This is a genomic window from Rhodoplanes sp. Z2-YC6860, assembly GCF_001579845.1.
GTDB lineage: Bacteria > Pseudomonadota > Alphaproteobacteria > Rhizobiales > Xanthobacteraceae > Z2-YC6860.
This window is the reverse complement of the sequence record NZ_CP007440.1, coordinates 4,141,572-4,162,995: the sequence shown is the minus strand read 5'-3', so window position 1 is coordinate 4,162,995 and position 21,424 is coordinate 4,141,572. Positions and strand designations below refer to the sequence as shown.

Genomic DNA, 21,424 nt, shown 5'->3' with positions numbered 1-21,424 from the left:
ATGGAATTCGGCGTCTTCGATCACGTCGATCGATCGGGTGCACCACTTCGGCAATTCTTCGAGGAACGCATCCAGATCGCGCAGGCTTACGAACGCCACGGCTTCTACTGCTACCACATCGCCGAGCACCACTTTACGCCGCTCGGCATGGCTGCCTCGCCCGGCATCTTCCTCGCGTCGGTGGCACAGCGCACCACGACGCTGCGGTTCGGCCCCCTCGTCTACATTCTGCCGTTCTATCACCCGCTGCGGCTCGCCGAGGAGATCTGCATGCTCGATCAGCTCAGCGGTGGAAGGCTCGAGCTCGGCATCGGCCGTGGCATCTCGCCCGTCGAGGCGGGCTATTACGGCGAGTCCACCGATTTCAAGGAGTCGCGGCAAACGTTCGCCGAAACCTGGCAGATCATGAAGGACTCGTTCACGAAAAAGCGCGTCACCGTGCAGGGCCAATACCGGACTGCCACGGACGTGCCGATCGAGCTCGAGACGCTGCAGAAGCCCCATCCGCCGCTGTGGATGGGCGTGAGCTCGCTCGAGAACGCCGAGCAGGCCGCGCGCGCCAACATGAATTTCGTGGCGATCCAGCGGCCGTCAGAAATGCGCGCGCGCGTCGAGCGCTACAAGGAGACCGCGCGACAGAACGGCGGGCTCGATCCGAAGATCAAGATGGGTATGAATGTGTTCGTCGTGGTCGGCGACACCGATGCCGAAGCACAGAAGCTCGCCGACCGCGCCTACAAGGTCTGGCACCACAGCTTCCACTATCTCTATCACTTGCACGGTCGTTCTCCGGTGCACGGTGAGCGCGCGGACAACTTCCCCGATGTGGTACAGCGCGAACTCGGTATCGCAGGCTCGCCGCAGACTGTCCTCGACGTGCTGTCACGACGGATAGAAGAGTCTGGCAGCAATTATCTGATGTGCCAGATGGTGTTCGGCGACATGAGCCTCGCGGAGTCGCTGCATTCCATCGGATTGTTTGCGAAGAAGGTGATGCCCGAACTCAAGGCATCGGCCAGAACGCGGGCGATGGCTTAGACAGAGACGGTTCTCCAGTACCTGTATTTGCGGACGCCACCCGGGCATTCCCGGAAACGGAGGCCAGTAGCCGGCTCATTGTCCTTGGGGCTAATGTACGGGCGGCCTTTCCTAGGGCAACATAGGACGCTATCCGGGCTCGGCGCGGCGGCCGCAGCACGAACATCCACCCCGCCACGTCTGCTTCGGCTTTGTTCAATCGCGTCAATGGGTCGGCGCCCTTTGGGGTGCCGGTGGGGTCGATGGGCAAGCGGAAAGGAGCGGCAAGACCGGCGCGGAAACCCGTGCGAACGGGCGCGCAAACTGCGCGTCCGATGTCGGTGGCACGGCGAGCGGCAGGCGAAGCTGGCCTCGCGCCGCCTGAGCTGCGCTGGATCTACGACACGGCACCGATCGGGCTCGCCTTCCTGTCTCCCGATTGCCAGTATTTGCAGATCAATCAGCGGCTGACCGACATCTGCGGCATCTCGGTGGAGGGCCACCTCGGCCACACTGTCCGCGAAATGGTCCCGAATATCGCCGGTCAGGTGGAGCAGCTCGTACGATCCATCGTCGAAAGCGGCAAGCCGATCACAGGCATCGAGGTCAATGGACAGCGCGCGGACGGCGTCGGCGCCGACCGCGCCTGGCTGACGAACTGGTACCCGCTTAAAGGACCAGGCGGCCGCGTGGTCGGCGTCAATGTCGCGGCCGAGGAAATTACCGAACGCAAGCGCGCACAAGCCGCGGTGATCGCAAGCGAACAGCGCTACCGGGCGCTGGCCCAGGCCACCTCGTCGCTGGTGTTGACCGCGACCTTGGACGGACAATTCATCGAGTCGCCCGGATGGTGCGCTTTCACCGGCCAGTCGCCAGATGAAATCCGCGGCTCGGGATGGCTGGCCGCGGTGCATCCCGGCGACCGCGACCGGGCGCGCGATGTCTGGCAACGGTCGGTCCGGCAGAAATCGCCGTTCGAGGTCGAGTACCGCATCCGGCAGCACGACGGTGTCCACATCTGGCATCAGGTGCGCGCCAACGCGGTTCTGGAAAACAACGGCACGGTCCGCGAATGGGTGGGCATCTGCGTCGATATCGATAACAAAAAGCAGACCGCCGAGCGACGGGAAAGCGATCTGCATCGCACGGAAACCTACCTCGCGGAGGCAGAGAAGCTCAGCCACACCGGCTTCTGGTCCAGGAAAACGAAGACCGGCGAGATATTCTGGTCGCCGGAAGAGTGGAATATCTTCGCTATCGATCCGGCAGTGACGACGCCATCACTCGACTTGGTCCGTGAACGGGTCCATCCGGAAGACCGCGCCCTGTTCGATGAAGCGAGCGCACGAGCCATACGAGAAAAAAGGCCTTACGACATCTCCTATCGCGTGGTGCTGCACGACGGCACGGTCAAGAACATCCACACCGTCTGCAGTCTGGTGCTCGACGAGACCGGCGAAGTGGCCGAGCTCGTCGGTGCAACGATCGACGAGACCGAACGCGTCCGCGCCACCGCAGCCCTCCAGGAGGCGCAGGCGGAGCTCGCGCGGGTCGCGCGGCTGACGACGATGGGCGAGTTGGCCGCTTCGATCGCGCATGAAATCAATCAGCCGCTCGCCGCAGTGGTGGCCAACGGCAACGCCGCGCTCCGATGGCTCGACCGTGCCACGCCCGATCTGGCAGAAGCCAAGGACGCGCTCGAAGGTGCGATCCAGGAGGGTAATCGCGCGAGCGAGGTGATCGGCCGCATCCGCGCATTTCTCAGAAACCGGAAACCCGACTACGTCGCAACCGACATCAACGAGGCCATCCGCGAGGTGCTGGCGCTCACCATGAACACGCTGCGCCAGCGCAATGTCATAGTGAAGACCTCCTTGCCGAGCGAGGTGCCGCCTGTGCTCGGTGACCGCGTCCAGTTGCAGCAGGTCATCATGAACCTGGTGATCAACGGCGCGGACGCCATGAATTCGGTCACGGACCGTTCGCGCGTCCTGCGGATCGGATCGCAACTTGACGGTACGGACAATGTGCTGGTGGTCGTCGGGGACACCGGCACCGGCATCGACGAAGCCGTCAAGAATCGCGTGTTCGACCCGCTGTTCACGACCAAGAGCACCGGGATGGGCATGGGGCTGCCAATCTGCCGAGGCATCGTCCAATCCCATGGCGGACGGCTCTGGGCCGCGCCCGCAAAGGCGCACGGAACCGAATTTTGCTTCACCCTGCCGGTTGCGCCCGGCTAGGACACATGCATGGCGGCCATTCCGAAGCCATCTCAGGACAATGAAGCAACCGTCTTCGTCATCGACGACGATGCCGGCGTGCGGGCTTCGTTGCAGACGCTGCTTCGGTCGGTCGGCCTGCGGGTGAATACGTTCGGCTCCACAGACGAGTTCCTCGCGGGCCGGATGCCTGACGCGCCGAGTTGCATCGTCCTGGACGTCCGCCTGCCGGGTGTGAGCGGGCTGGATTTCCAGGCCAAGCTCATCCAGTCCAGCATCCAGATTCCGGTCATCTTCATCACCGGGCATGGCGATATCCCGATGACGGTGCGGGCGATGAAGGCCGGCGCCGTGGAATTCCTGCCGAAGCCGTTCCGCGACCAGGATCTTCTGGATGCGGTCCAGGTCGGGCTCGACCGTGACCGCGTGCGGCGCGAAAACGACAGGGCGACAGCGAACCTCATGTCCGCCTATCAGACGCTGACCGCCCGCGAACAGCAGGTGATGGCCCTCGTCACGTCCGGCCTGATGAACAAGCAGGTTGCCGCCGACATCGGCGTGAGCGAAGTCACCGTCAAAGTCCACCGCGGCAACGTCATGCACAAGATGGGAGCGAAATCGTTCGCCGATCTGGTGCGAATGGCGGACACACTCGGCATCCGGCAGACCAAGCCCTAGCTCCATACACTTAAGTATAGTTCCGTTAGCCTTTCTGGCATTGGACCGCGCTGCAAGCATCGTGGCGGCATCGGCCGAATCCCCTCATATTTGTACAAAAGCCGAGAGGATCGTTCCTTGCCTCAAAAAAACACGCCGATGATTTCGATTGTTGACGACGATGAAGCTGTTCGCGATGCAACCAAAGCGTTGATAAGGTCGCTGGGCTATCGCGCAGCCACGTTCTCGTCAGCGGAAGAGTTTCTCGGCTCAAACCGGGTGCAAGAAACGTCGTGCCTGATCTCGGACGTCCACATGCCGGGGCTTAACGGCATCGAACTTCAGGAACGGCTGGCCGCCGGCGGCCACCGCATACCAATCATCTTCATTACGGCGTTTCCGGACGACCAGGTGCGGGACCGCGCCATGCGGTCCGGAGCAATCTCCTTCATGAGCAAGCCCTATAGCGAAGCGAACCTGATCGTCTGTCTTGATCGCGCGCTCAATGCCGCGTGACGGCTGGCCCGAGCCACCGCATATTGCCACCCGCATATCGCCGATATCCCCCTAAACCTTCGGATAGGACAGTGTCCCTTTCGATAAGCGGGCACGCCGGACGTACAATGGAGCGCTCACATTCGCGCTCGTAGTCTCGCGGTCAATCGACAACAAGATCAGACCGGGAGACGACAATGATACGGATCGCTATTGCCGCCGCACTCGCTTCGTTCGTCGTCTATGACGCTGCCGTGGCACCGGCCTCGACCGGACCCAACGAGACGATCGAGCAGCCTCGCGGCGTGAAAGGCGACCGCCTCCCCGTTCTCCCGGCGGGCACGAACTGCGCCGACGCCGCGTGGCCGTACTACAGGGGCGACTGCGTGCGCGGCCGCCAGCCGTCGGACCAAGGGCCCGCGGCTCGAGTTGTGCGGATCGTCGCAGCCGACCGCACGCCGCCCGGCGACATCTCTCCTTCGTTCGCGAACTAGCAGCTTCGATCGTTCAATCGCAGGGGTCTATCATGTCACGCCTGAGCATCCACACGACCGTCGCTCTCGCCGCCACGCTCGTAGCCAGCACCGCCGCTCATGCAGAACCGCTCGGCTATGCTCCGTGGTTCGGCCAGCAAGGCCCGATCTTCCAGCAGATCACGCCGGACCGCGAGGACGCCGAAATGACCAAAGAGCTGCCAGACCGGTTCCGGCGGCAGATCGTCAACTACCAGACCCGCGAAGCGCCGGGCACGATCGTCATCGATACGCCGCACACGCGGCTCTACTACGTGCTCGGCGGCGGCAAGGCCATCAGCTACGGCATTGGTGTCGGCCGTGACGGCTTCACCTGGTCCGGCGTGCAGTCGATCGCACGCAAGTCCGAATGGCCCGACTGGATCCCGCCCGAAGAGATGTTGCAACGGCAACCCTATCTGCCGCGCTTCATGGCCGGCGGCCCGTCCAATCCTTTGGGCGCCCGCGCGATGTATCTCGGTAATACAGTCTATCGCATCCACGGCACCAATGCTCCCGAGACGATCGGTTCGCATGTCTCGAGCGGATGTATCCGCATGGTCAACGAGGATGTGATTGATCTCTACAACCGCGTGAACGTCGGAACCAAGGTCATCGTCCTGCCTGACAGGCCGCGCCTCGAAGCGAAGGTTCCGCATGCCGCACCGCCGCAGGCTCAAGCGCGCTTGAGCGTGGCAGGCGCCAATTCGGTTCGGCCCTTCAGTCTCTACTAGGAAGTCTTTCATCGCGGCCCCGGTCCACCCCCCCCAACCCCACCGACCAGGTTCGCGCGCGGCTGGCTCTCCCCCCGAGCCAGCCGCATTTTTTTGACGTCCAGGGAAGATCGCGCGCTTCTACACCAATATACGAACGTCTAGCGCGCCGATCGTTTTGGGTAGCAGCAGCTTCCCTATGTTCAATAGAGCGATGAAGAGCGCCGAACTAACATGCTGCATCAAACGTCGAACAGCATGATTGGGATCGCATTCAAGACGATCAGCATGGCAGGGAGACTACAGATGGACTCGACGCTCCTGCGCGCCCGCGGCGCCACGCACCTCAAGATCGTCCTGGTTTCGCTCGCGGCAGCGATTGTCGTCGTCGTTGTCGGCATCAACGCCCGCACGAGCAGCTTCGACACAGCCGCCACCGCAACCGGCCCGGCGGTCGTCAAAGCCGTCCCCACGCCGGCCTATGCCGGCAAGGATGGCGCGACGATCCGCTGAGAACATTCTTTTCCAGAAGTTCAGTACGAAGCAGGCAGCCCAGCCCCCCGAACCCAGCCTGCTTTGGAACGGCCCCGCCTCCTCCCCCCGAGGCGGGGCCACTTCTTTTCTGGACGGCGCGTCAGGCCGATGCTTTCTGCTTTTGCGCGGCTGGCGCGGTTGTCTTCGCCTGCCCGGCGATCCGCACGAGATTGCGCAGCACCGCCGTGGTGCCGTGCAGCCGTTGCGCGGGCTTCTCCCAGTCGTAGAACAGCACGACCTTCATGTCCGGCCGCACCTTGGCCGAAGCGCCCTGCTTGCTGATAAAGGCAATCAGGCCCTCCGGATTGGCGAAGGCGTTGTCGCGGAATTGCAGCACCGCACCCTTGGGACCAGCCTCGATCTTCTCGACATTGGCTTTGCGGCACAACGCCTTGATGGCGACGATCTTGAGCAGATGCTCGACCTCGTCCGGCAGCGGCCCGAAGCGGTCGACGAGCTCGGCGCCGAACGCCTCGATGTCCTGGTCTTCTTCGAGATCGGCGAGCCGCCGGTAGAGCGCGAGCCGCACCGAAAGATCGGCGACATAGTCCTCTGGGATCAGCACCGGTGTGCCGATGGTGATTTGCGGCGACCAGCGGTCGGCGACCGGCTCGGCGATGCCAGCCTTGAGCGACGTGACGGCCTCTTCCAGCATCTGCTGGTAGAGCTCGAACCCGACCTCCTTGATGTGGCCGGACTGCTCGTCGCCCAGGAGATTGCCGGCGCCGCGGATGTCGAGATCGTGCGAGGCGAGCTGGAAGCCCGCCCCGAGCGTGTCGAGCGACTGCAGCACCTTGAGGCGGCGCTCGGCCTGCGGCGTGATCTTCTTTTTCTCCGGCAGCGTGAACAGCGCATAGGCGCGAAGCTTGGAGCGCCCGACGCGGCCGCGGAGCTGATAGAGCTGCGCCAGGCCGAACATGTCGGCGCGGTGCACGATCAGCGTGTTGGCGGCCGGAATGTCGAGCCCGGACTCGACGATGGTGGTCGACAGCAGCACGTCGAACTTGCCGTCGTAGAAGGCCGACATGATGTCTTCCAGCACCTGCGGCGGCATCTGGCCGTGCGCCACCGTGACCTTCACCTCGGGCACGTGCTTCTCGAGGAAGTCCTTGGCGCCGGCGAGGTCCTCGATGCGCGGGCAGACATAGAACGACTGCCCTCCCCGGTAGCGCTCGCGCAGCAGCGCCTCGCGCACCACGATCGGATCGAACGGCGACACGAAAGTGCGCACCGCAAGGCGATCGACCGGCGGCGAGGCGATGATCGAAAGATCGCGCACGCCGGTGAGCGCCAATTGCAGCGTCCGCGGGATCGGCGTCGCGGTCAGCGTCAGCACATGGACCTCGGCACGCAGCGCCTTGAGCCGCTCCTTGTGGGCGACGCCGAAGTGCTGCTCCTCGTCGACGATGACGAGCCCCAGGTCCTTGAACTTGATGGCCTTGCCAAGAAGCGCATGGGTGCCGACCACGATGTCGATGCCGCCGTCGGCGATACCCTTCTTGACCCGCGCTAGTTCGGTCGAAGTGACGAGACGCGACGCCTGCCCCACCTGCACGGGGAAGCCGCGAAAGCGCTCGCTGAACGTCTTGGCGTGCTGGCGCGCCAGCAGCGTGGTCGGCACCACCACGGCGACCTGCTTGCCGTTCATCACGGTGTCGAAGGCCGCGCGCAACGCCACCTCGGTCTTGCCGAATCCGACGTCGCCGCAGATCAACCGGTCCATCGGCCGGCCGGTGGCGAGATCGTCGAGGGTTGCGTCGATCGCGGACTGCTGATCCTCGGTTTCTTCGTAGGGGAAGCCCGCGGCGAACTCGTCCATCGCGCCCGACGGCGGCACGAGCTTCGGCGCCTCACGCAATTTACGCTCGGCCGCGATCTTGATCAGCTCATGGGCGATCTCGCGGATGCGGTTCTTCATCCGCGCCTTGCGGGTCTGCCAGCCGGTGCCGCCCAGGCGATCGAGCTCGGCGCCGGTGTCCTCGGAGCCGTAGCGCGACAGCAGTTCGATGTTCTCGACCGGCAGGTAGAGCTTGGCACCCTCGGCGTACTGGATCTCCAGGCAATCGTGCGGCGCCCCGGCCGCCTCGATGTTCTGCAGGCCGACGAAGCGGCCGATACCGTGGTCGACGTGCACCACGAGGTCGCCGGTCGAAAGGCTCGTCACTTCGGCGATGAAATTCTCGGCGCGCTTGGATGCCCTTCGCGGCCGGACGAGACGATCGCCCAGAATGTCCTGCTCGCCGATCACGGCCGCGTCGGCGGTTTCAAATCCAGTCTCAAGACCCAGCACGGCGAGCGCCACCTGGGGCTTGGGCAGCCCTAGCGCGTCAGTCCATGAGCCGACGTTCGTGAGATTGTGCAGCCCGTGCTCGGCGAGCACATGCTTCATGCGCTCGCGGGCGCCCTCGCTCCACAGCGCGATGACCACGCGCTTGCCGTCGGCCTGCAGCGCCATCACGTGCTTGGTGACGGCATCAAACACGCCCGCGGCGTTGTCGGTGCGCTCGGCGGCGAAGTTCTTTCCCTGATGCGTACCGACATCGACATGGGCTGCGCCGCCGTCCGGCACCGCGAACGGCGTCAGCCGCGCCAGCGCCGACGTGCCGAGCCGCTCGTTCCATTCCGCCTCGGGCAAATAGAGCTTGTCCGGCGGCAACGGCTTATAGGGCACGCTTTCGGCCGCGAGCGGCTCCTTGCGCGCCTCGTAGTAGTCGGCGATCTGCGTGATGCGCTCGCGGGCGGCGTCCTCGACCAGGTTCTCCAGGATCACTGGCGCGCCCGGCAGATAGTCGAACAGCGTGTCCATGCGGTCATGGAACAGCGGCAGCCAGTGCTCCATGCCGGCATGGCGGCGGCCTTCGCTCACGGCTTCGTACAGAATGTCGTCGGGCCCGGCGGCGCCGAACGCCGCCACGTAGCCGGTGCGAAATTTGCGAATGGTGTCGGTGGTGAGCTGGAATTCGGCGACCGGCACCAGATCGAGCCCGCGCATGTCCATCACGCTGCGCTGGTTCTCGGGATCGAAACTTCTGATCGTTTCAATCGTGTCGCCGAAGAAATCGAGCCGCACCGGCAGGTCCATCCCGGGCGCGAACAGGTCGAGGATGCCGCCCCGCACCGCATAATCCCCCGGCTCGCGCACCGTGGAGCTGCGGATAAACCCGTTCAGCTCGAGCCAGCGGATCACGCCTTCCATGCCGAGCACGTTGCCCGGCGCAGCCGACAGCGCCTGCTTGGCGATCTGGTCGCGCGACGGCACGCGCTGGAGCGCGGCGTTGACGGTGGTCAGCAGCACCGCGGGCTTTTCGCGGCCCTTGATGCGCACAAGTCGCGACAATGCGGTCATGCGCTGCGCGACGATCGCCGCGTGCGGGGACACCCGGTCGTAAGGCAGGCAATCCCAGGCCGGGAATTGCAGCACCTCGAGCCCGGGCGCGAAGAACGAAAGCTGTCGCGCCAGCGCCGCCATTCGCGGGCCGTCGCGGCAGATCACCACAGCGCTGGTGGCCGGCGCATTGGCGCGCGCCGCCACCGCCTTGGCGAGATCGGCAATGACCACGCCTTCGGCGCCGTCCGCAACGTTGGCGAGCGTCAGCGGCCGGTCAGGCGCAAGCAGTTCGGCAGGCGATTTGACAGCAGCAAGCTTGGCCATCAATTACTGCCTTGCCTTGAAATGAAACTCGCGCACGCGACGGAACATCGACGTGTCGTGATCGGCTGGGACCTCGGAGAGTCCGGTCATCCAGGACAGTAGATCCGTCTCCAGCGCATCGAGCAGATGCTCGAACTGGTCGAGCTCGGCATCGCTGAAAGCCGCGATATGCGCGTCGGCGAAGCGGCCCATGATCAGGTCGGCCTCGCGGGTGCCGCGATGCCATGACCGAAACAGCAACCTTCGCCGCCGTGGGTCGAGGCCGTCGCTCGAAATCGTGCTTCCCGTCATGCCGTCTCCAACGCCAAAAACCCGGCGGCGGCCGGGTGCGCGTTTTATATAGTTCGCAGCGGCGCCGGTGTCAGCGGCAAAGTCGCGAATGAACGCTTCGATTTTGACGAAGTTGTGGGCCAGCTACTGCGGGATCGCACCGCCGGCTTTGATCGCGGCGCCCCATTTGTCCCATTCGGACTTCACGAAGGTCGCCGCATAGGCAGGTGTCCTTCGTTCCGGCGCCACCAAGGTCGCGGCAACGCTGTCGAGTTGCTCGCGGAGCCCCTTACCCTCCATCGCCGCAACCGCGGCGCTGTTGAGCTTGGTCACAACCGCCTCAGGCGTGTTCTTCGGCACGAACAGCGCCGCCCAGGTGTAGGCCGCAACCGTCGGCAGGCCGCGCTCGGCGGCAGTCGGCAGATCGGGCAGCACGGAGGAGCGCGTGGTCGAGAGGTTCGCCAGCGCCTTGACGTTGCCGTTGTTGATGGCCTGCACCGCGGTGACGGCGATATCGCACAGGAAATCGATGCGACCCGCGATCAGATCCTGCATCGCAGGACCCGTGCCGCGATAGGGCACATGCTGGAACTTGGCGCCGATCGCCTGCTCCAGCATCACGCAGCCGAGATGCGCCGAGGAGCCGACGCCGGCCGAGCCATAGTTCAGGAGCCCGTCATTCGCTTTGGCATAGGCGATGAACTCTTCGAGGTTGTTGGCGGGCAGGTCCTTGCGCGCGATGAGAATGAGCGGGATTTCGGCCATCAACGCCACGGGGACGAAATCGTTGATCGGATCGTAGAGCGGCTTGCTGCCATAAAGCTGCGGGTTGGCGTGGGTCGCGATGGTACCAAGAAGCGTGGTGTAGCCGTCAGGCTCAGCACGCGCGACGCGCTGGCCGCCCAGGGTGCCACCGCCGCCACCGACGTTCTCGATGATCATTCGTTGGCCCAGCGCGGGCGACATCCGTTCGGCCATGATCCGGGCGAACACGTCGATCGGCCCGCCGGCCGCGGCGGCCACGACCATGCTGACGGGGCGCGTCGGATAGTCCTGCGCTGAGGCCGCAAGGGGCTGCCCCAATAAAACTGCCGCCAGCAGCCATTTCGACCAAGTCATTGTATCCACTCCACTGTGCCCCAACCTATGCGCATTGGTTGAAGCGCGTCAAAAACCCGTGCAGCTTGCATGCCAAAGGATCGGACATGCGTCCATCGCTGCTTGACCCGCTGTTTGCCGCATTGACTGTGCTTCCAGGCACAGGTCCGAAGCTCGAAAAGCTATACCGGCGGCTGTTCGACCGCGGCGAGGATATGCCCGCGCGCGTGGTCGACCTGCTGTTCCACCTGCCAACTGGCACCATCGACCGGAGATCAAGGCCCAAGCTTCGCGACGTCGTGCCGGGCAGTGTCGTCACCGTCGCGGTTACGATCGACCGTCATCGCCCGCCGCCGCCCAACCGGCCGCGGGTGCCGTATCAGGTCTATGCCAGCGACGATACAGGCGACCTCGTCCTGACCTTCTTCCACGCCAAACGCGACTATCTCGAAAAGCTCTTACCGGTTGGCGAGCACCGCACGGTGTCCGGTACCACCGCGCTCTACGACGGCATACTGCAGATGGTGCACCCGGATCGCGTGGTCAGCGACGAGGAGTTGCACAAGCTGCCGCTGGTCGAGCCGGTCTATCCGCTGACCGAGGGGTTGTCGCTGAATGTGGTGCGCAAGGCCGCGGAGGCTGCGCTGACCAAAGTCCCGAAGCTGCCGGAATGGCAAGACGAGGCCTGGCTCAAGCGCAACGACTTTCCGGCCTTCGCCGATGCGCTGAACGCGCTGCATCACCCAGCCGAACCCACGGCGGTCATGCCGGAAACGCCGGCCTGGTCGCGGCTTGCCTACGACGAATTCCTCGCCGGGCAGCTCGCTCTCGGTCTGGTGCGTCAGCATCAGAAAAGCCTCCCCGGCCGCGGCAGTTCCGGGGAAGGCCTTCTGCGGGCAAAGGTTATCAAGGCCCTGCCCTACGCGCTGACACCGTCGCAAGGCCGCGCGGTCGACGACATCGTCACCGACCTCGCCCGACCGCAGCGCATGATCCGGCTGCTGCAGGGCGACGTCGGCTCCGGCAAAACCGTGGTCGCGCTGATGGCGGCTGCCACGGTGATCGAAGCTGGACGGCAGGCCGCGCTGATGGCGCCGACAGAAATCCTGGCGCGGCAGCATCTCGCCACCATCGCGCCGCTCGCCGAAAAGGCCGGCATCCGCGTTGCGGTGCTGACCGGCCGCGAGCGCGGCAAGGAGCGCGACGAGACGCTGCAGCGGCTCGCCATCGGCGAGCTCGATCTGGTGGTCGGCACCCACGCGCTGTTCCAGGACGACGTGGCTTTCCGCGATCTCGCGCTCGCCATCATCGACGAGCAGCACCGCTTCGGCGTCCACCAGCGGCTCGCGCTGGCGCGCAAGGGCGAGGCCGTCGATATGCTGGTGCTGACGGCGACGCCGATCCCGCGCACGCTGGTGCTCACCTACTTCGGCGACATGGAAATCTCGGAGCTGCGCGAGAAGCCGGCCGGCCGCCAGCCGATCGACACCCGAACCATTCCGCTCGACCGATTGAACGAGGTGGTGGCCGCAGTCGGCCGCGCACTCAATGAAGGCAAGCGCGCCTACTGGGTCTGTCCGCTCGTTGCCGAATCCGAGACCAGCGATCTCGCCGCCGCCGAAGACCGTTTCGCCGATCTCAAAAAGCATTTTGGCGCCAAGGTCGATATCGTCCACGGCCAGATGAAGGGGGCCGACAAGGATCGCGCCATGGCCCGCTTCTCGGCTGGCGAAACGCAGCTTCTGGTCGCCACCACGGTGATCGAGGTCGGTGTCGACGTACCGGCCGCGACCGTCATGGTGATCGAGCACGCCGAGCGCTTCGGCCTCGCCCAGCTCCACCAGCTGCGCGGCCGGATCGGCCGTGGCAGAGACCGCTCGACCTGCCTGCTGCTCTATCGCGCACCTCTCGGCGAGACCGCCAAAGCGAGGCTTGCGATCATGCGCGACACCGAAGATGGCTTCCGCATCGCCGAGGAGGATCTGCGCCTTCGAGGTGAAGGCGACCTCCTCGGCACCAAACAGAGTGGTATCCCCGGCTTCCGCATCGCGCGCATCGAGGTGCACGGCAAGCTGATCCCGGCCGCCCGTGACGATGCGGCACTCATCCTCTCGCGCGATCCTCACCTCGCCTCGCCTCGCGGCGAAGCGCTACGTCATCTGCTCTATCTGTTCGAGCGCGATGAAGCGATCAGGCTGCTGCGGGCCGGCTAGGCTTCCGGCCCGCAGGTTGCCTCAAGGCTACGCCGCCTTGGCGATACCACCCGCCGCGACCGCAAGCGCCTGATCAAGATCGGCGATGATATCGTCGATGTGCTCGATGCCGACCGACAGCCTGACATAGCCGGGCGTCACGCCGCTCGCGAGCTGGTCGTCCGGGCTCAACTGCGAATGCGTGGTGCTGGCCGGATGGATCGCGAGCGACCGCACATCGCCGATATTGGCGACGTGATAGAACAGCTTCAGGGCATCGATGAAGCGCGCTCCCGCCTCGCCACCACGCTTCAGCTCGAAGCCGACCAGGCCGCCGAAGCCCTTCATATAGGTCTGCGCACGGCGGATCTGCTCTTTGTCCTCGTGCAGGCCCGGATAGATCACGCGTGACACCTCCGGATGCCGCTGCAGATGCAGCGCCACCTCGGCGGCGTTGCTGCAATGCTCGCGCATCCGCAGCGCCAGCGTCTCCAGTCCTTGGATGAACTGGAACGCGTTGAACGGGCTCATGCACATGCCCATGTCGCGCAACAACACGACGCGGGCTCGGATGATGTAGGCAATCGGCCCGAGCGGCTTGACGGCCTCGGTCCACACCGCACCGTGATAGCTCGGATCGGGCTCGTTGAGGGTCGGAAAGCGTTCCTTGTGCGCCGTCCAGTCGAAATTGCCACCGTCGATGATGATGCCGCCAATCGAGGTGCCGTGACCGCCGACATATTTGGTCAGCGAGTGCACCACAACGGCCGCGCCGTGATCGAACGGCCGGCAGATCAAGGGCGACGCGGTGTTGTCCATGATCAGCGGCACGCCGAGTTCGCGCCCGATCGCTGCCACCTCACCGATCGGAAACACCATGAGCTTCGGATTCGGCAATGTCTCGGCGTAATAGGCGCGCGTGCGTGCATCCGTGGCGCGACGGAACGCCTCCGGATCGGCCGGGTCGACGAAGCGGACCGTGACGCCCATCGACGGCAGCGTGTTGGCGAACAGATTCCAAGTGCCGCCGTAGAGATCGGTCGAGCTCACGACATTGTCGCCCGGCCGGCACAGATTTTGGATCGCGACCGCTGACGCGGCCTGTCCGGAGCTCACCGCGAGCGCGGCGACGCCGCCCTCCATCGCCGACATCTTCTGCTCGAGGGCGTCGGTCGTCGGATTCCCGATCCGCGAGTAAATCGGACCGAGCTCTTTCAGCGCGAACAGGTTCGCCGCGTGCTCGGAGTTGCGGAATTGGAATGACGAGGTTTGGAAAATCGGCACCGCAACGGCGCCAGTGCCAGCCTCGCAACGAGGCCCGGCGTGCAACATCATGGTTTCCGGATGCATGGTCTTGGTCATCTTTGTTTTCTCCGTTTTACGAAATCGTTTAACGAACGGCGCGGGCGCTGCCGCGCCACTTGGTCGGATGTGGCTCATGGTGGCCGCCCAGGCCGACAATCCCGACCGGTACGATGTTGACGGCGCAGTCGATCTCGGACCGGATCAGGCCAATGTCCTTGAGCTCACGATCGCTCATGCCGCGAAGCTGAGCCGCTGCGTGTTGCTCGACGCGCCAGCGACTGTAGACGCTCCAACGGCCCTCCGCCGCGGCCATAAAGCGGTGTAACCACCGCTCTCCGGTGCTTTGTGCCGCAAACGGCACAGTCCAGTTCATGCTCACAATGCTCTCCATTCAATGCATTCGTTGCGATGTTTCGACGCAGCCAAAGCCGCAATGCATCTGGCTGCCGTAATGGGCCCTGATATATTCGGGGACGGGCAGCGTATGAATGACGCGCACGCCGGATGTCTTGCCCAGGACGCCGAAACCCAGGACGTCAAGGCTCAGGACGCGAGAACCACTTCCCGGCCATGGATGCACTTTCCGACTTGTTGCGCGTCATCCGATTGAAGGGGGGCGTATTTCTACACGCCGAGTTCACGGCACCGTGGTGCATCGAATCGCGGCCTGAACCTCAGGAATGCAGCCCCCTGCTCAGCGGCGCCGATCACATGGTGCTTTACCACTACGTGACCTCGGGACGCGCCCTTGCGCAGGTGCCCGGCAACGATCCGGTCGAGTTCGAAGCTGGCCAGGTCATGATCCTGCCTCACAACGACCTGCACCTGATGGGAAGCCGTCTCGATCTGCCTCCGGTGCCAGCCAAGCAGCTGGTCCAGCCGCCGGAGAGCGACGGTCTTGTCGCTATCAACCATGGTGGCGGCGGCGAGCCCACTCGTATCGTCTGCGGCTTCCTGGGATGCGACAAGCTCGACGGCAATCCTTTGGCGGGAGCGCTGCCGCCGCTGCTGAAGTTCGACACAAGGCAAGGCGCAGCCGGCTCATGGATCCGGAGCACGCTGGAGTTCGCGGCGTCGGAGGTGGCCTCACGGCGCTCCGGCTCCGAAGCCGTGCTGGCGAAGATGTCCGAGTTGCTGTTCGTCGAGGCCGTGCGGAGCTATGTCGAAACATTATCCGACGAGCACACCGGCTGGCTCGCCGGTCTCAGGGATCCATTCGTGTCGCGCGCGCTGTCATTGCTGCATGGTCGCGTCGCTCATGCATGGACGGTCGACGATCTGGGCCAGGAGGTCGGGATGTCGCGCTCGGCGCTTGCCGACCGCTTCACCAAGCTGATCGGCGAACCGCCGATGCGCTATCTGGCACGCTGGCGCATCCAGGTGGCGGCGCAACACCTGCGCAACAGCGAGGCGCCGCTGGCTCGCATCGCCGAACAGGTCGGCTACGAATCCGAATCCGCGTTCAATCGCGCGTTCAAGCAAGGTTTCGGCGTTCCGCCGGCGACATGGAGGAAGCACACGCGGCTGCAAAGCCTCGCCCGCTGACTACGGCACCGGCGCGGTGGGAGGTGCGACCGTGGCGGCTTTCGCCCGGCCGTTTTCAACCAGGGCCGCGAGCTTCTTCTGCGCCTCGGCATTGGGCTGCGCCATGCCGGCCGACATGATCAATGTCATCGCCTGCTCCACCGTGATGTCGAGTTCGATCACCTGGTTGCGCGGCGCGTAGAAGAAGAATCCAGTGGTCGGGTTCGGCGTGCACGGCAGAAAGCACGACACAAACTCTTGGCCCGGCAACCGCGATGCAACGTCCGGGGTCGGAGGCGATGCCAGGAACACTACCGACCACATTCCGGCCGGAAACTCCGCGAGCGCCACCTTGCCGAAGCCCCCGCCAGACTTCGAGAACAGCGTCTCGAATATCTGTTTCATCGTTTTGTAGATCGGCCGCACGATCGGCATGCGGTTCAAAAGGCTCTCGCCGAATTCGACCAGCGTACGGCCGACAAGGTTTGCGGTGAGGAAGCCCAGCAGCGTCAGCGCGGACAGCGCAATGATCACGCCATAGCCCGGGACCCGGAACGGCAGATAAGTTTCGGTGCGCAAGCTGATGGGAATGAACGGCCGCATCTGCCCGTCCACCCAGTTCACCAGCCACCACGTCAAATTTACGGTGATGTAGATCGGTCCGACCAGGATCAAGCCTGTGAGGAAGTAATTGCGCAGCCGGCCAAGCGGCCCGTGAGTGGGCGGTGCCGGTGCAATGTCCGAGGCGGTCATCGCGGGCGGCAAAACGGGCTTATCGTCGGACGGACTCATCGTCTGGGATTCATTGGCCTGAATTCAGTAGGGCTCACGTTCACTCAACCGTCACCGACTTCGCAAGGTTGCGCGGCTGGTCGACATCGGTGCCCATGTTCACGGCCGTATGATAGGCCATCAGTTGCACCGGAATGGCATAGACGATGGGTGTAACCGTGGTCGCCACGTCGGGCAGCACCAAGGTGGACAGAGACAGTGCCGCGGCTTCCTTGGCGCCGTGCGGATCGGTGATCAGGATGATCTTGCCGCCACGCGCCGCGACCTCCTGCATGTTTGAAACGGTCTTCTCGAACACGCCCTCGCGCCGAGCGCTTTTATCGAAAGGCGCCACCACGACCACCGGCATGTTCTCGTCGATCAATGCGATCGGCCCGTGCTTGAGTTCGCCCGCTGCGTAGCCTTCGGCGTGGATATACGAGATTTCTTTCAGCTTCAAAGCACCTTCCAACGCCAGCGGATAAGCCGTACCGCGACCGAGGTAGAGCACGTCCTTGGCTTTCACGAGATCGCGTGACAACGCCTCGATCTGCGGCTCGAGCCGGAGCGCCTCGGAGATGTGCCGCGGCACCTCGATCATGGCGCGGACGAGATTGCGCTCGTCTTCCGTTGAGAGCACCCCACGCGCCCTGCCCGCTGCGATCGTCAGACACAGCAGCGTCGCGAGCTGACAGGTGAAGGCCTTGGTCGACGCCACGCCAATCTCGGGACCGGCAAGGGTCGGCATCACCACATCGCTCTCGCGCGCGATGGTCGAAGTCGGCACGTTAACGACCGAAAGGACGTGCTGCTTCTGCTCTTTGGCGTAGCGGAGCGTCGCCAGCGTATCGGCGGTCTCGCCTGACTGAGAGACAAACAGCGCGAGATTGCCCGGTGAGAACGGCGCCTCGCGGTAGCGGAATTCCGAGGCGACGTCGATTTCCACCGGCAACCGCGCAAAACGCTCGAACCAGTACTTGGCGACAAGGCCGGCATAGTAGGCAGTGCCGCAGGCCGAGATCGCCACCCGCTCGATCTTCTTGAAGTCGAACGGCAGCGTCATCGGCAGCGAGACCCGCTCGGCCGCCATGTCGAGATAGTGCGCGAGCGTGTGGCCGACAACTTCCGGCTGCTCGTGGATTTCCTTGGCCATGAAATGGCGGTGGTTGCCCTTGTCGACCAGGAACGCAGAGGCGTTGGACTTCAGCACCGCACGCTCGACGATCTTGCCGGTGGCATCGCGCACCTGGACGCCCTTGCGCGTCACCACGGCCCAGTCGCCGTCTTCGAGATAGCTGATGGTGTCGGTGAACGGGGCAAGCGCAATCGCGTCCGAGCCCAGGAACATCTCGCCATCGCCGTGGCCCACCGCCAACGGCGAGCCCTTGCGGGCGCCAATCAGGAGATCCTCTTCGCCCGCGAACAGGAATGCCAGCGCGAAGGCGCCGCGCAGCCGCGGCAGCGCCGCCGCAACGGCGTCGACCGGATTCTTGCCTTTCTTCATCTCGTCGGTGACGAGATGGGCCACGACCTCGGTGTCGGTCTCGCTTGCGAACTTGGCTCCGCTTTTCTCAAGCTGCTCGCGCAGTTCGCGGAAATTCTCGATGATCCCGTTATGGACGACGGCGATGCGGTCGGTGGCATGCGGATGGGCGTTGCTCTCCGACGGTTTCCCGTGAGTCGCCCAGCGGGTGTGACCGATGCCGATGGTGCCGCTCAGCGGCGCGTCGCGCAGCCGGCCTTCGAGGTTGCGAAGCTTGCCCTCGGCGCGACGGCGCGTCAGCGCGCCCGCTTCCAGCGTGGCAACGCCCGCCGAATCGTAGCCGCGATATTCGAGCCGCTTGAGCGCGTCGACGAGTTGCCCCGCCACCGGCTCATGACCGAGAATCCCAACAATCCCGCACAAGTCGACTACCCCCTCACCCCGACCGCTGTTGTGGTCCTTTATGCAGCGGTACGGGTTTCCGGAAAATCAAAATGGATGTCCTGATGTGTCAAAACAAGGCAGCAAAGCCGGCAAACAAGAACGGCATGCTTAAGCAGTGCTTTATGCCTTCTTTTTGACCAACGACTTGAGGTTGCGAAGGCGCTGGGCCCAGCCCTCCTTAACGGTTTGTCTGCCACGTCCGAGCGCAAGCGCATCGGCTGGCACGTTGGCCGTAATCACCGAGCCCGAGCCGATATAGGCGCCGTCACCGATGGTCACCGGTGCAACCAGCGATGAATTCGAACCGATGAAGGCGCCCTTGCCGATGTCAGTGCGGTGCTTGGACTCGCCGTCATAATTGCAGGTGATCGTGCCGGCGCCGATGTTGGAGCCCGCGCCGACCCGGGCGTCGCCGATGTAAGCCAGGTGATTGGCCTTGGCGCCCTGCTCGATCAGCGCCTCCTTCACCTCGACGAAGTTGCCGATGTGTACGTCGGCTTCGAGCCTGGCGCCTGGGCGCAGCCGCGCGTAAGGCCCGACTGTGGCGCTCTGTCCGACAAGGGCACCCTGCAGGTGCGAGAACGAGCGGATCGTGGCGCCGTCCTCGACGGTGACACCGGCGCCAAACACCACGAACGGCTCGACGGTGACGTCTTTACCGAATTTTGTGTCGATGCACAGGTGCACCGTCTCGGGCGCGACCAGGGTGACACCCGCCTCCATCGCCTGTTGCCGCAATCGCCGCTGCGTGACAGCCTCGGCCTCCGCCAGTTGCGCCTTGGTGTTGATGCCGCTCACTTCATCCTCCGCCACTTCGAGGGCCACCGCGCGCAGGCCCATTTGGCGCGCGATTGCCACCGCATCGGTCAGATAGAATTCACCCTTGCGATTGCCGTTGCCGATCTTGTCCAAAATCGACAGCGCCTGCTTCCCATCGAAGGCCATCAGCCCACCATTGCAGAGTGCGATGGCGCGCTGTGCTTCCGTTGCATCGGCATGCTCGACGATCGCGAGGAGTTCGCTCCCTTGCGTCACAAGCCGGCCGTAGCCGGTGGGATCGGCAGGCTTGAAGCCGAGCACCGCGACCGCAGCGCCGTCCGCCAAAGCTTGCCTGAGCTTCGCCAGCGTCTGCGGCAGGATCAGCGGCGTATCGCCGAACACGATCAGGACATCGTCGGCGCCCTTTTCTAGCGCAGCGCGCGCCGCCAGCACCGCGTGCGCGGTGCCGCGCCGCTCGCGCTGCACGAAAATCTCCGCGCCAGGCATCTCCCGCCGCGCCTCAGCGGCGACGTCCTCGCGGTCGGGCCCGACCACCACCGCGGTCTGTCCACCGCCCGCACCGCGCAAAGCATGCAGCACGTGTGCGACCAGAGACCGGCCCGCCACCCTGTGCAGGACCTTTGGCAACGACGAGCGCATTCGTGTGCCCTCGCCGGCGGCAAGCACAATGGCCAGACAGGTTCGGTTGCTCATCGATTCTCCCACCGCTCGCGCGGCCGTCATAACCGAGCATTCCCCAAGAAAAAAGCGCAGATCCCGAGGGCACAGGACAGAGGTTCCAATGCAGCGAATCTGATAGTGCTTCAAGCGAAGCGATTCGTGTCCGCGTTCCCCAGCATTGCGCAATGAAATCGGCGTCAGAACGGCGCCATTTGGGCTTTTGGAATGCGAGAACTCTGGCGAATATGTGCTTGGGGAGGGTCCGCGGCCGTGTCTCTGGTCGTGGCGGTCTATGCCGGCTCGACGAATGCCGGTGTTGACCGCGCCCGGTACGCCGCTCAGCAGTTTCGCGAAATGGTCGCGCCGACCGGCGCCCAGGCCGCACGTCCGCTCGACGCCAATGAGGGCCGCCGGCTGGCCGACACAGTCCGCCTTCTTTCTGCTGATCGGGAGCGCCTGCTCGCCCGGATCGAAGCTCTGGAGCACAATGTCGACGACATGACCGGCTCGATCACGCGGGTTGAACGGTCCGTGCGGATTGCGGCCGCCCCGGTCGAGCAGTTGCAACCCTTTGCTCCGCCGACATCGCCTCCGGTTGCGATGACGGCGCCGCAGACCGTCGCGCCAGCGAAGCCGCCGATGCCGCAAGTCAGCGCCCCCCCTCCAAGGCCGCAGGTCGCAGCCGCTCCACCTCCGGCGGCGGCCGGCAGGCCCGTCGAGGAGTTCACGTCGACGCTTTCGGGACCGGATGCCACGTCGCTTGAACCCGTGCCGCCCGCCAGTTCAGAGCCCAACACCACGAGCGTGACCAAACGGCAGTTCGGCCTCGACCTGGGCGGCAGCACTTCGGAAGAAGCCGCGCGCGCAAGCTGGAGCACGGCCGTGCGCCGTCACGGCAACCTGCTGCAGGGCCTGCAGCCCATCGTGGTGCCACGCGACCGCCCTCGCGGCGGCACGGAGTACCGGCTGGTGGCCGGTCCGATCGCCGACGCGTCCAAGGCGGCGCGCTTCTGCGCGGCGATCACGTCAATGGGCGGCGTCTGCCAGCCCGCGATGTACGACGGGGCTCGGGTCGCGGGCCGCTGAAGATTCAGG

18 protein-coding genes are annotated in these 21,424 nt (G+C 64.6%); 10 read left to right on the top strand and 8 right to left on the bottom strand.

Annotated elements, in window-relative coordinates; translation table 11 throughout:
• The 7 genes from RHPLAN_RS19240 (at position 1) to RHPLAN_RS19210 (ending at position 6,129) form a co-directional block, all read left to right on the top strand.
• Positions 1 to 1,038 carry an LLM class flavin-dependent oxidoreductase gene (locus RHPLAN_RS19240; RefSeq protein WP_068020909.1) on the top strand — a complete coding sequence of 346 codons (1,038 nt, stop codon included), beginning with the start codon at positions 1 to 3 and terminating at the stop codon, positions 1,036 to 1,038.
• A 314-nt stretch (positions 1,039 to 1,352) separates the two neighbouring features.
• A complete protein-coding gene (locus RHPLAN_RS19235; protein ID WP_068020906.1) occupies positions 1,353 to 3,260 on the top strand; it encodes a PAS domain-containing sensor histidine kinase in 1,908 nt (635 codons plus the stop codon).
• 9 nt (positions 3,261 to 3,269) lie between these two features.
• The gene (locus tag RHPLAN_RS19230; RefSeq protein WP_068020904.1) at positions 3,270 to 3,917 is read left to right on the top strand and encodes a response regulator transcription factor; all 648 of its coding nucleotides are present in this window, start codon (positions 3,270 to 3,272) and stop codon (positions 3,915 to 3,917) included.
• 117 nt (positions 3,918 to 4,034) lie between these two features.
• A complete protein-coding gene (locus tag RHPLAN_RS19225) occupies positions 4,035 to 4,412 on the top strand; it encodes a response regulator transcription factor (protein WP_335341014.1) in 378 nt (125 codons plus the stop codon).
• A 176-nt stretch (positions 4,413 to 4,588) separates the two neighbouring features.
• The gene (locus RHPLAN_RS19220; RefSeq protein WP_068020899.1) at positions 4,589 to 4,885 is read left to right on the top strand and encodes a hypothetical protein; all 297 of its coding nucleotides are present in this window, start codon (positions 4,589 to 4,591) and stop codon (positions 4,883 to 4,885) included.
• A gap of 32 nt (positions 4,886 to 4,917) precedes the next feature.
• Positions 4,918 to 5,637: a L,D-transpeptidase gene (locus tag RHPLAN_RS19215; RefSeq protein WP_084245193.1), complete on the top strand. Its 720-nt coding sequence runs from the start codon at positions 4,918 to 4,920 to the stop codon at positions 5,635 to 5,637.
• A 285-nt stretch (positions 5,638 to 5,922) separates the two neighbouring features.
• Complete coding sequence (locus RHPLAN_RS19210) at positions 5,923 to 6,129, top strand: hypothetical protein (RefSeq protein WP_157100352.1); 207 nt, start codon at positions 5,923 to 5,925, stop codon at positions 6,127 to 6,129.
• A 121-nt stretch (positions 6,130 to 6,250) separates the two neighbouring features.
• Here RHPLAN_RS19210 and mfd read toward each other — a convergent pair whose 3' ends face one another.
• The 3 genes from mfd to RHPLAN_RS19195 all read right to left on the bottom strand — a co-directional run bounded on the left by mfd (position 6,251) and on the right by RHPLAN_RS19195 (position 11,191).
• On the bottom strand, positions 6,251 to 9,802 hold the full coding sequence (gene mfd, locus RHPLAN_RS19205; protein WP_068031510.1) for a transcription-repair coupling factor: 3,552 nt from the start codon (positions 9,800 to 9,802) through the stop codon (positions 6,251 to 6,253).
• A gap of 3 nt (positions 9,803 to 9,805) precedes the next feature.
• A complete protein-coding gene (locus tag RHPLAN_RS19200; protein ID WP_068020895.1) occupies positions 9,806 to 10,093 on the bottom strand; it encodes an FAD assembly factor SdhE in 288 nt (95 codons plus the stop codon).
• Between the two features lie 123 nt (positions 10,094 to 10,216).
• Positions 10,217 to 11,191: a tripartite tricarboxylate transporter substrate-binding protein gene (locus RHPLAN_RS19195; RefSeq protein WP_084245191.1), complete on the bottom strand. Its 975-nt coding sequence runs from the start codon at positions 11,189 to 11,191 to the stop codon at positions 10,217 to 10,219.
• A gap of 86 nt (positions 11,192 to 11,277) precedes the next feature.
• Between RHPLAN_RS19195 and recG the strand changes: the two genes are divergently transcribed.
• A complete protein-coding gene (gene recG, locus RHPLAN_RS19190) occupies positions 11,278 to 13,383 on the top strand; it encodes an ATP-dependent DNA helicase RecG (RefSeq protein ID WP_068031507.1) in 2,106 nt (701 codons plus the stop codon).
• A 27-nt stretch (positions 13,384 to 13,410) separates the two neighbouring features.
• Here recG and RHPLAN_RS19185 read toward each other — a convergent pair whose 3' ends face one another.
• The gene (locus RHPLAN_RS19185) at positions 13,411 to 14,724 is read right to left on the bottom strand and encodes an O-acetylhomoserine aminocarboxypropyltransferase/cysteine synthase family protein (RefSeq protein WP_068020890.1); all 1,314 of its coding nucleotides are present in this window, start codon (positions 14,722 to 14,724) and stop codon (positions 13,411 to 13,413) included.
• A 28-nt stretch (positions 14,725 to 14,752) separates the two neighbouring features.
• Positions 14,753 to 15,040: a DUF1127 domain-containing protein gene (locus RHPLAN_RS19180; RefSeq protein WP_237180201.1), complete on the bottom strand. Its 288-nt coding sequence runs from the start codon at positions 15,038 to 15,040 to the stop codon at positions 14,753 to 14,755.
• A gap of 197 nt (positions 15,041 to 15,237) precedes the next feature.
• Here RHPLAN_RS19180 and RHPLAN_RS19175 point away from each other — a divergent pair, with 197 nt between their 5' ends.
• Positions 15,238 to 16,212 (top strand): AraC family transcriptional regulator, encoded by a 975-nt coding sequence (locus RHPLAN_RS19175; RefSeq protein WP_068020886.1) that lies wholly within the window; start codon positions 15,238 to 15,240, stop codon positions 16,210 to 16,212.
• Here the strand turns inward: RHPLAN_RS19175 and RHPLAN_RS19170 are convergent, their stop codons facing one another.
• The 3 genes from RHPLAN_RS19170 to glmU all read right to left on the bottom strand — a co-directional run bounded on the left by RHPLAN_RS19170 (position 16,213) and on the right by glmU (position 20,362).
• Positions 16,213 to 16,983 carry a DUF502 domain-containing protein gene (locus RHPLAN_RS19170; RefSeq protein WP_084245189.1) on the bottom strand — a complete coding sequence of 257 codons (771 nt, stop codon included), beginning with the start codon at positions 16,981 to 16,983 and terminating at the stop codon, positions 16,213 to 16,215.
• A gap of 40 nt (positions 16,984 to 17,023) precedes the next feature.
• Complete coding sequence (gene glmS / locus RHPLAN_RS19165; protein ID WP_068020884.1) at positions 17,024 to 18,868, bottom strand: glutamine--fructose-6-phosphate transaminase (isomerizing); 1,845 nt, start codon at positions 18,866 to 18,868, stop codon at positions 17,024 to 17,026.
• A gap of 141 nt (positions 18,869 to 19,009) precedes the next feature.
• Positions 19,010 to 20,362 (bottom strand): bifunctional UDP-N-acetylglucosamine diphosphorylase/glucosamine-1-phosphate N-acetyltransferase GlmU, encoded by a 1,353-nt coding sequence (glmU, locus tag RHPLAN_RS19160; RefSeq protein ID WP_068031500.1) that lies wholly within the window; start codon positions 20,360 to 20,362, stop codon positions 19,010 to 19,012.
• A 237-nt stretch (positions 20,363 to 20,599) separates the two neighbouring features.
• Between glmU and RHPLAN_RS19155 the strand changes: the two genes are divergently transcribed.
• Positions 20,600 to 21,415 (top strand): SPOR domain-containing protein, encoded by an 816-nt coding sequence (locus tag RHPLAN_RS19155; protein ID WP_198164414.1) that lies wholly within the window; start codon positions 20,600 to 20,602, stop codon positions 21,413 to 21,415.
• Positions 21,416 to 21,424 lie beyond the last annotated feature (9 nt).

What these genes read in the sequence shown, in the direction of transcription:
- RHPLAN_RS19240 (WP_068020909.1), top strand. Translation starts at nt 1, where the DNA reads ATGGAATTCGGCGTCTTCGATCACGTCGATCGATCGGGTGCACCACTT.
- RHPLAN_RS19235 (WP_068020906.1), top strand. Translation starts at nt 1,353, where the DNA reads ATGTCGGTGGCACGGCGAGCGGCAGGCGAAGCTGGCCTCGCGCCGCCT.
- RHPLAN_RS19230 (WP_068020904.1), top strand. Translation starts at nt 3,270, where the DNA reads ATGGCGGCCATTCCGAAGCCATCTCAGGACAATGAAGCAACCGTCTTC.
- RHPLAN_RS19220 (WP_068020899.1), top strand. Translation starts at nt 4,589, where the DNA reads ATGATACGGATCGCTATTGCCGCCGCACTCGCTTCGTTCGTCGTCTAT.
- RHPLAN_RS19215 (WP_084245193.1), top strand. Translation starts at nt 4,918, where the DNA reads ATGTCACGCCTGAGCATCCACACGACCGTCGCTCTCGCCGCCACGCTC.
- RHPLAN_RS19210 (WP_157100352.1), top strand. Translation starts at nt 5,923, where the DNA reads ATGGACTCGACGCTCCTGCGCGCCCGCGGCGCCACGCACCTCAAGATC.
- mfd (WP_068031510.1), bottom strand. Translation starts at nt 9,802, where the DNA reads ATGGCCAAGCTTGCTGCTGTCAAATCGCCTGCCGAACTGCTTGCGCCT.
- RHPLAN_RS19200 (WP_068020895.1), bottom strand. Translation starts at nt 10,093, where the DNA reads ATGACGGGAAGCACGATTTCGAGCGACGGCCTCGACCCACGGCGGCGA.
- RHPLAN_RS19195 (WP_084245191.1), bottom strand. Translation starts at nt 11,191, where the DNA reads ATGACTTGGTCGAAATGGCTGCTGGCGGCAGTTTTATTGGGGCAGCCC.
- recG (WP_068031507.1), top strand. Translation starts at nt 11,278, where the DNA reads ATGCGTCCATCGCTGCTTGACCCGCTGTTTGCCGCATTGACTGTGCTT.
- RHPLAN_RS19185 (WP_068020890.1), bottom strand. Translation starts at nt 14,724, where the DNA reads ATGACCAAGACCATGCATCCGGAAACCATGATGTTGCACGCCGGGCCT.
- RHPLAN_RS19180 (WP_237180201.1), bottom strand. Translation starts at nt 15,040, where the DNA reads ATGAACTGGACTGTGCCGTTTGCGGCACAAAGCACCGGAGAGCGGTGG.
- RHPLAN_RS19175 (WP_068020886.1), top strand. Translation starts at nt 15,238, where the DNA reads ATGGATGCACTTTCCGACTTGTTGCGCGTCATCCGATTGAAGGGGGGC.
- RHPLAN_RS19170 (WP_084245189.1), bottom strand. Translation starts at nt 16,983, where the DNA reads ATGAGTCCGTCCGACGATAAGCCCGTTTTGCCGCCCGCGATGACCGCC.
- glmU (WP_068031500.1), bottom strand. Translation starts at nt 20,362, where the DNA reads ATGAGCAACCGAACCTGTCTGGCCATTGTGCTTGCCGCCGGCGAGGGC.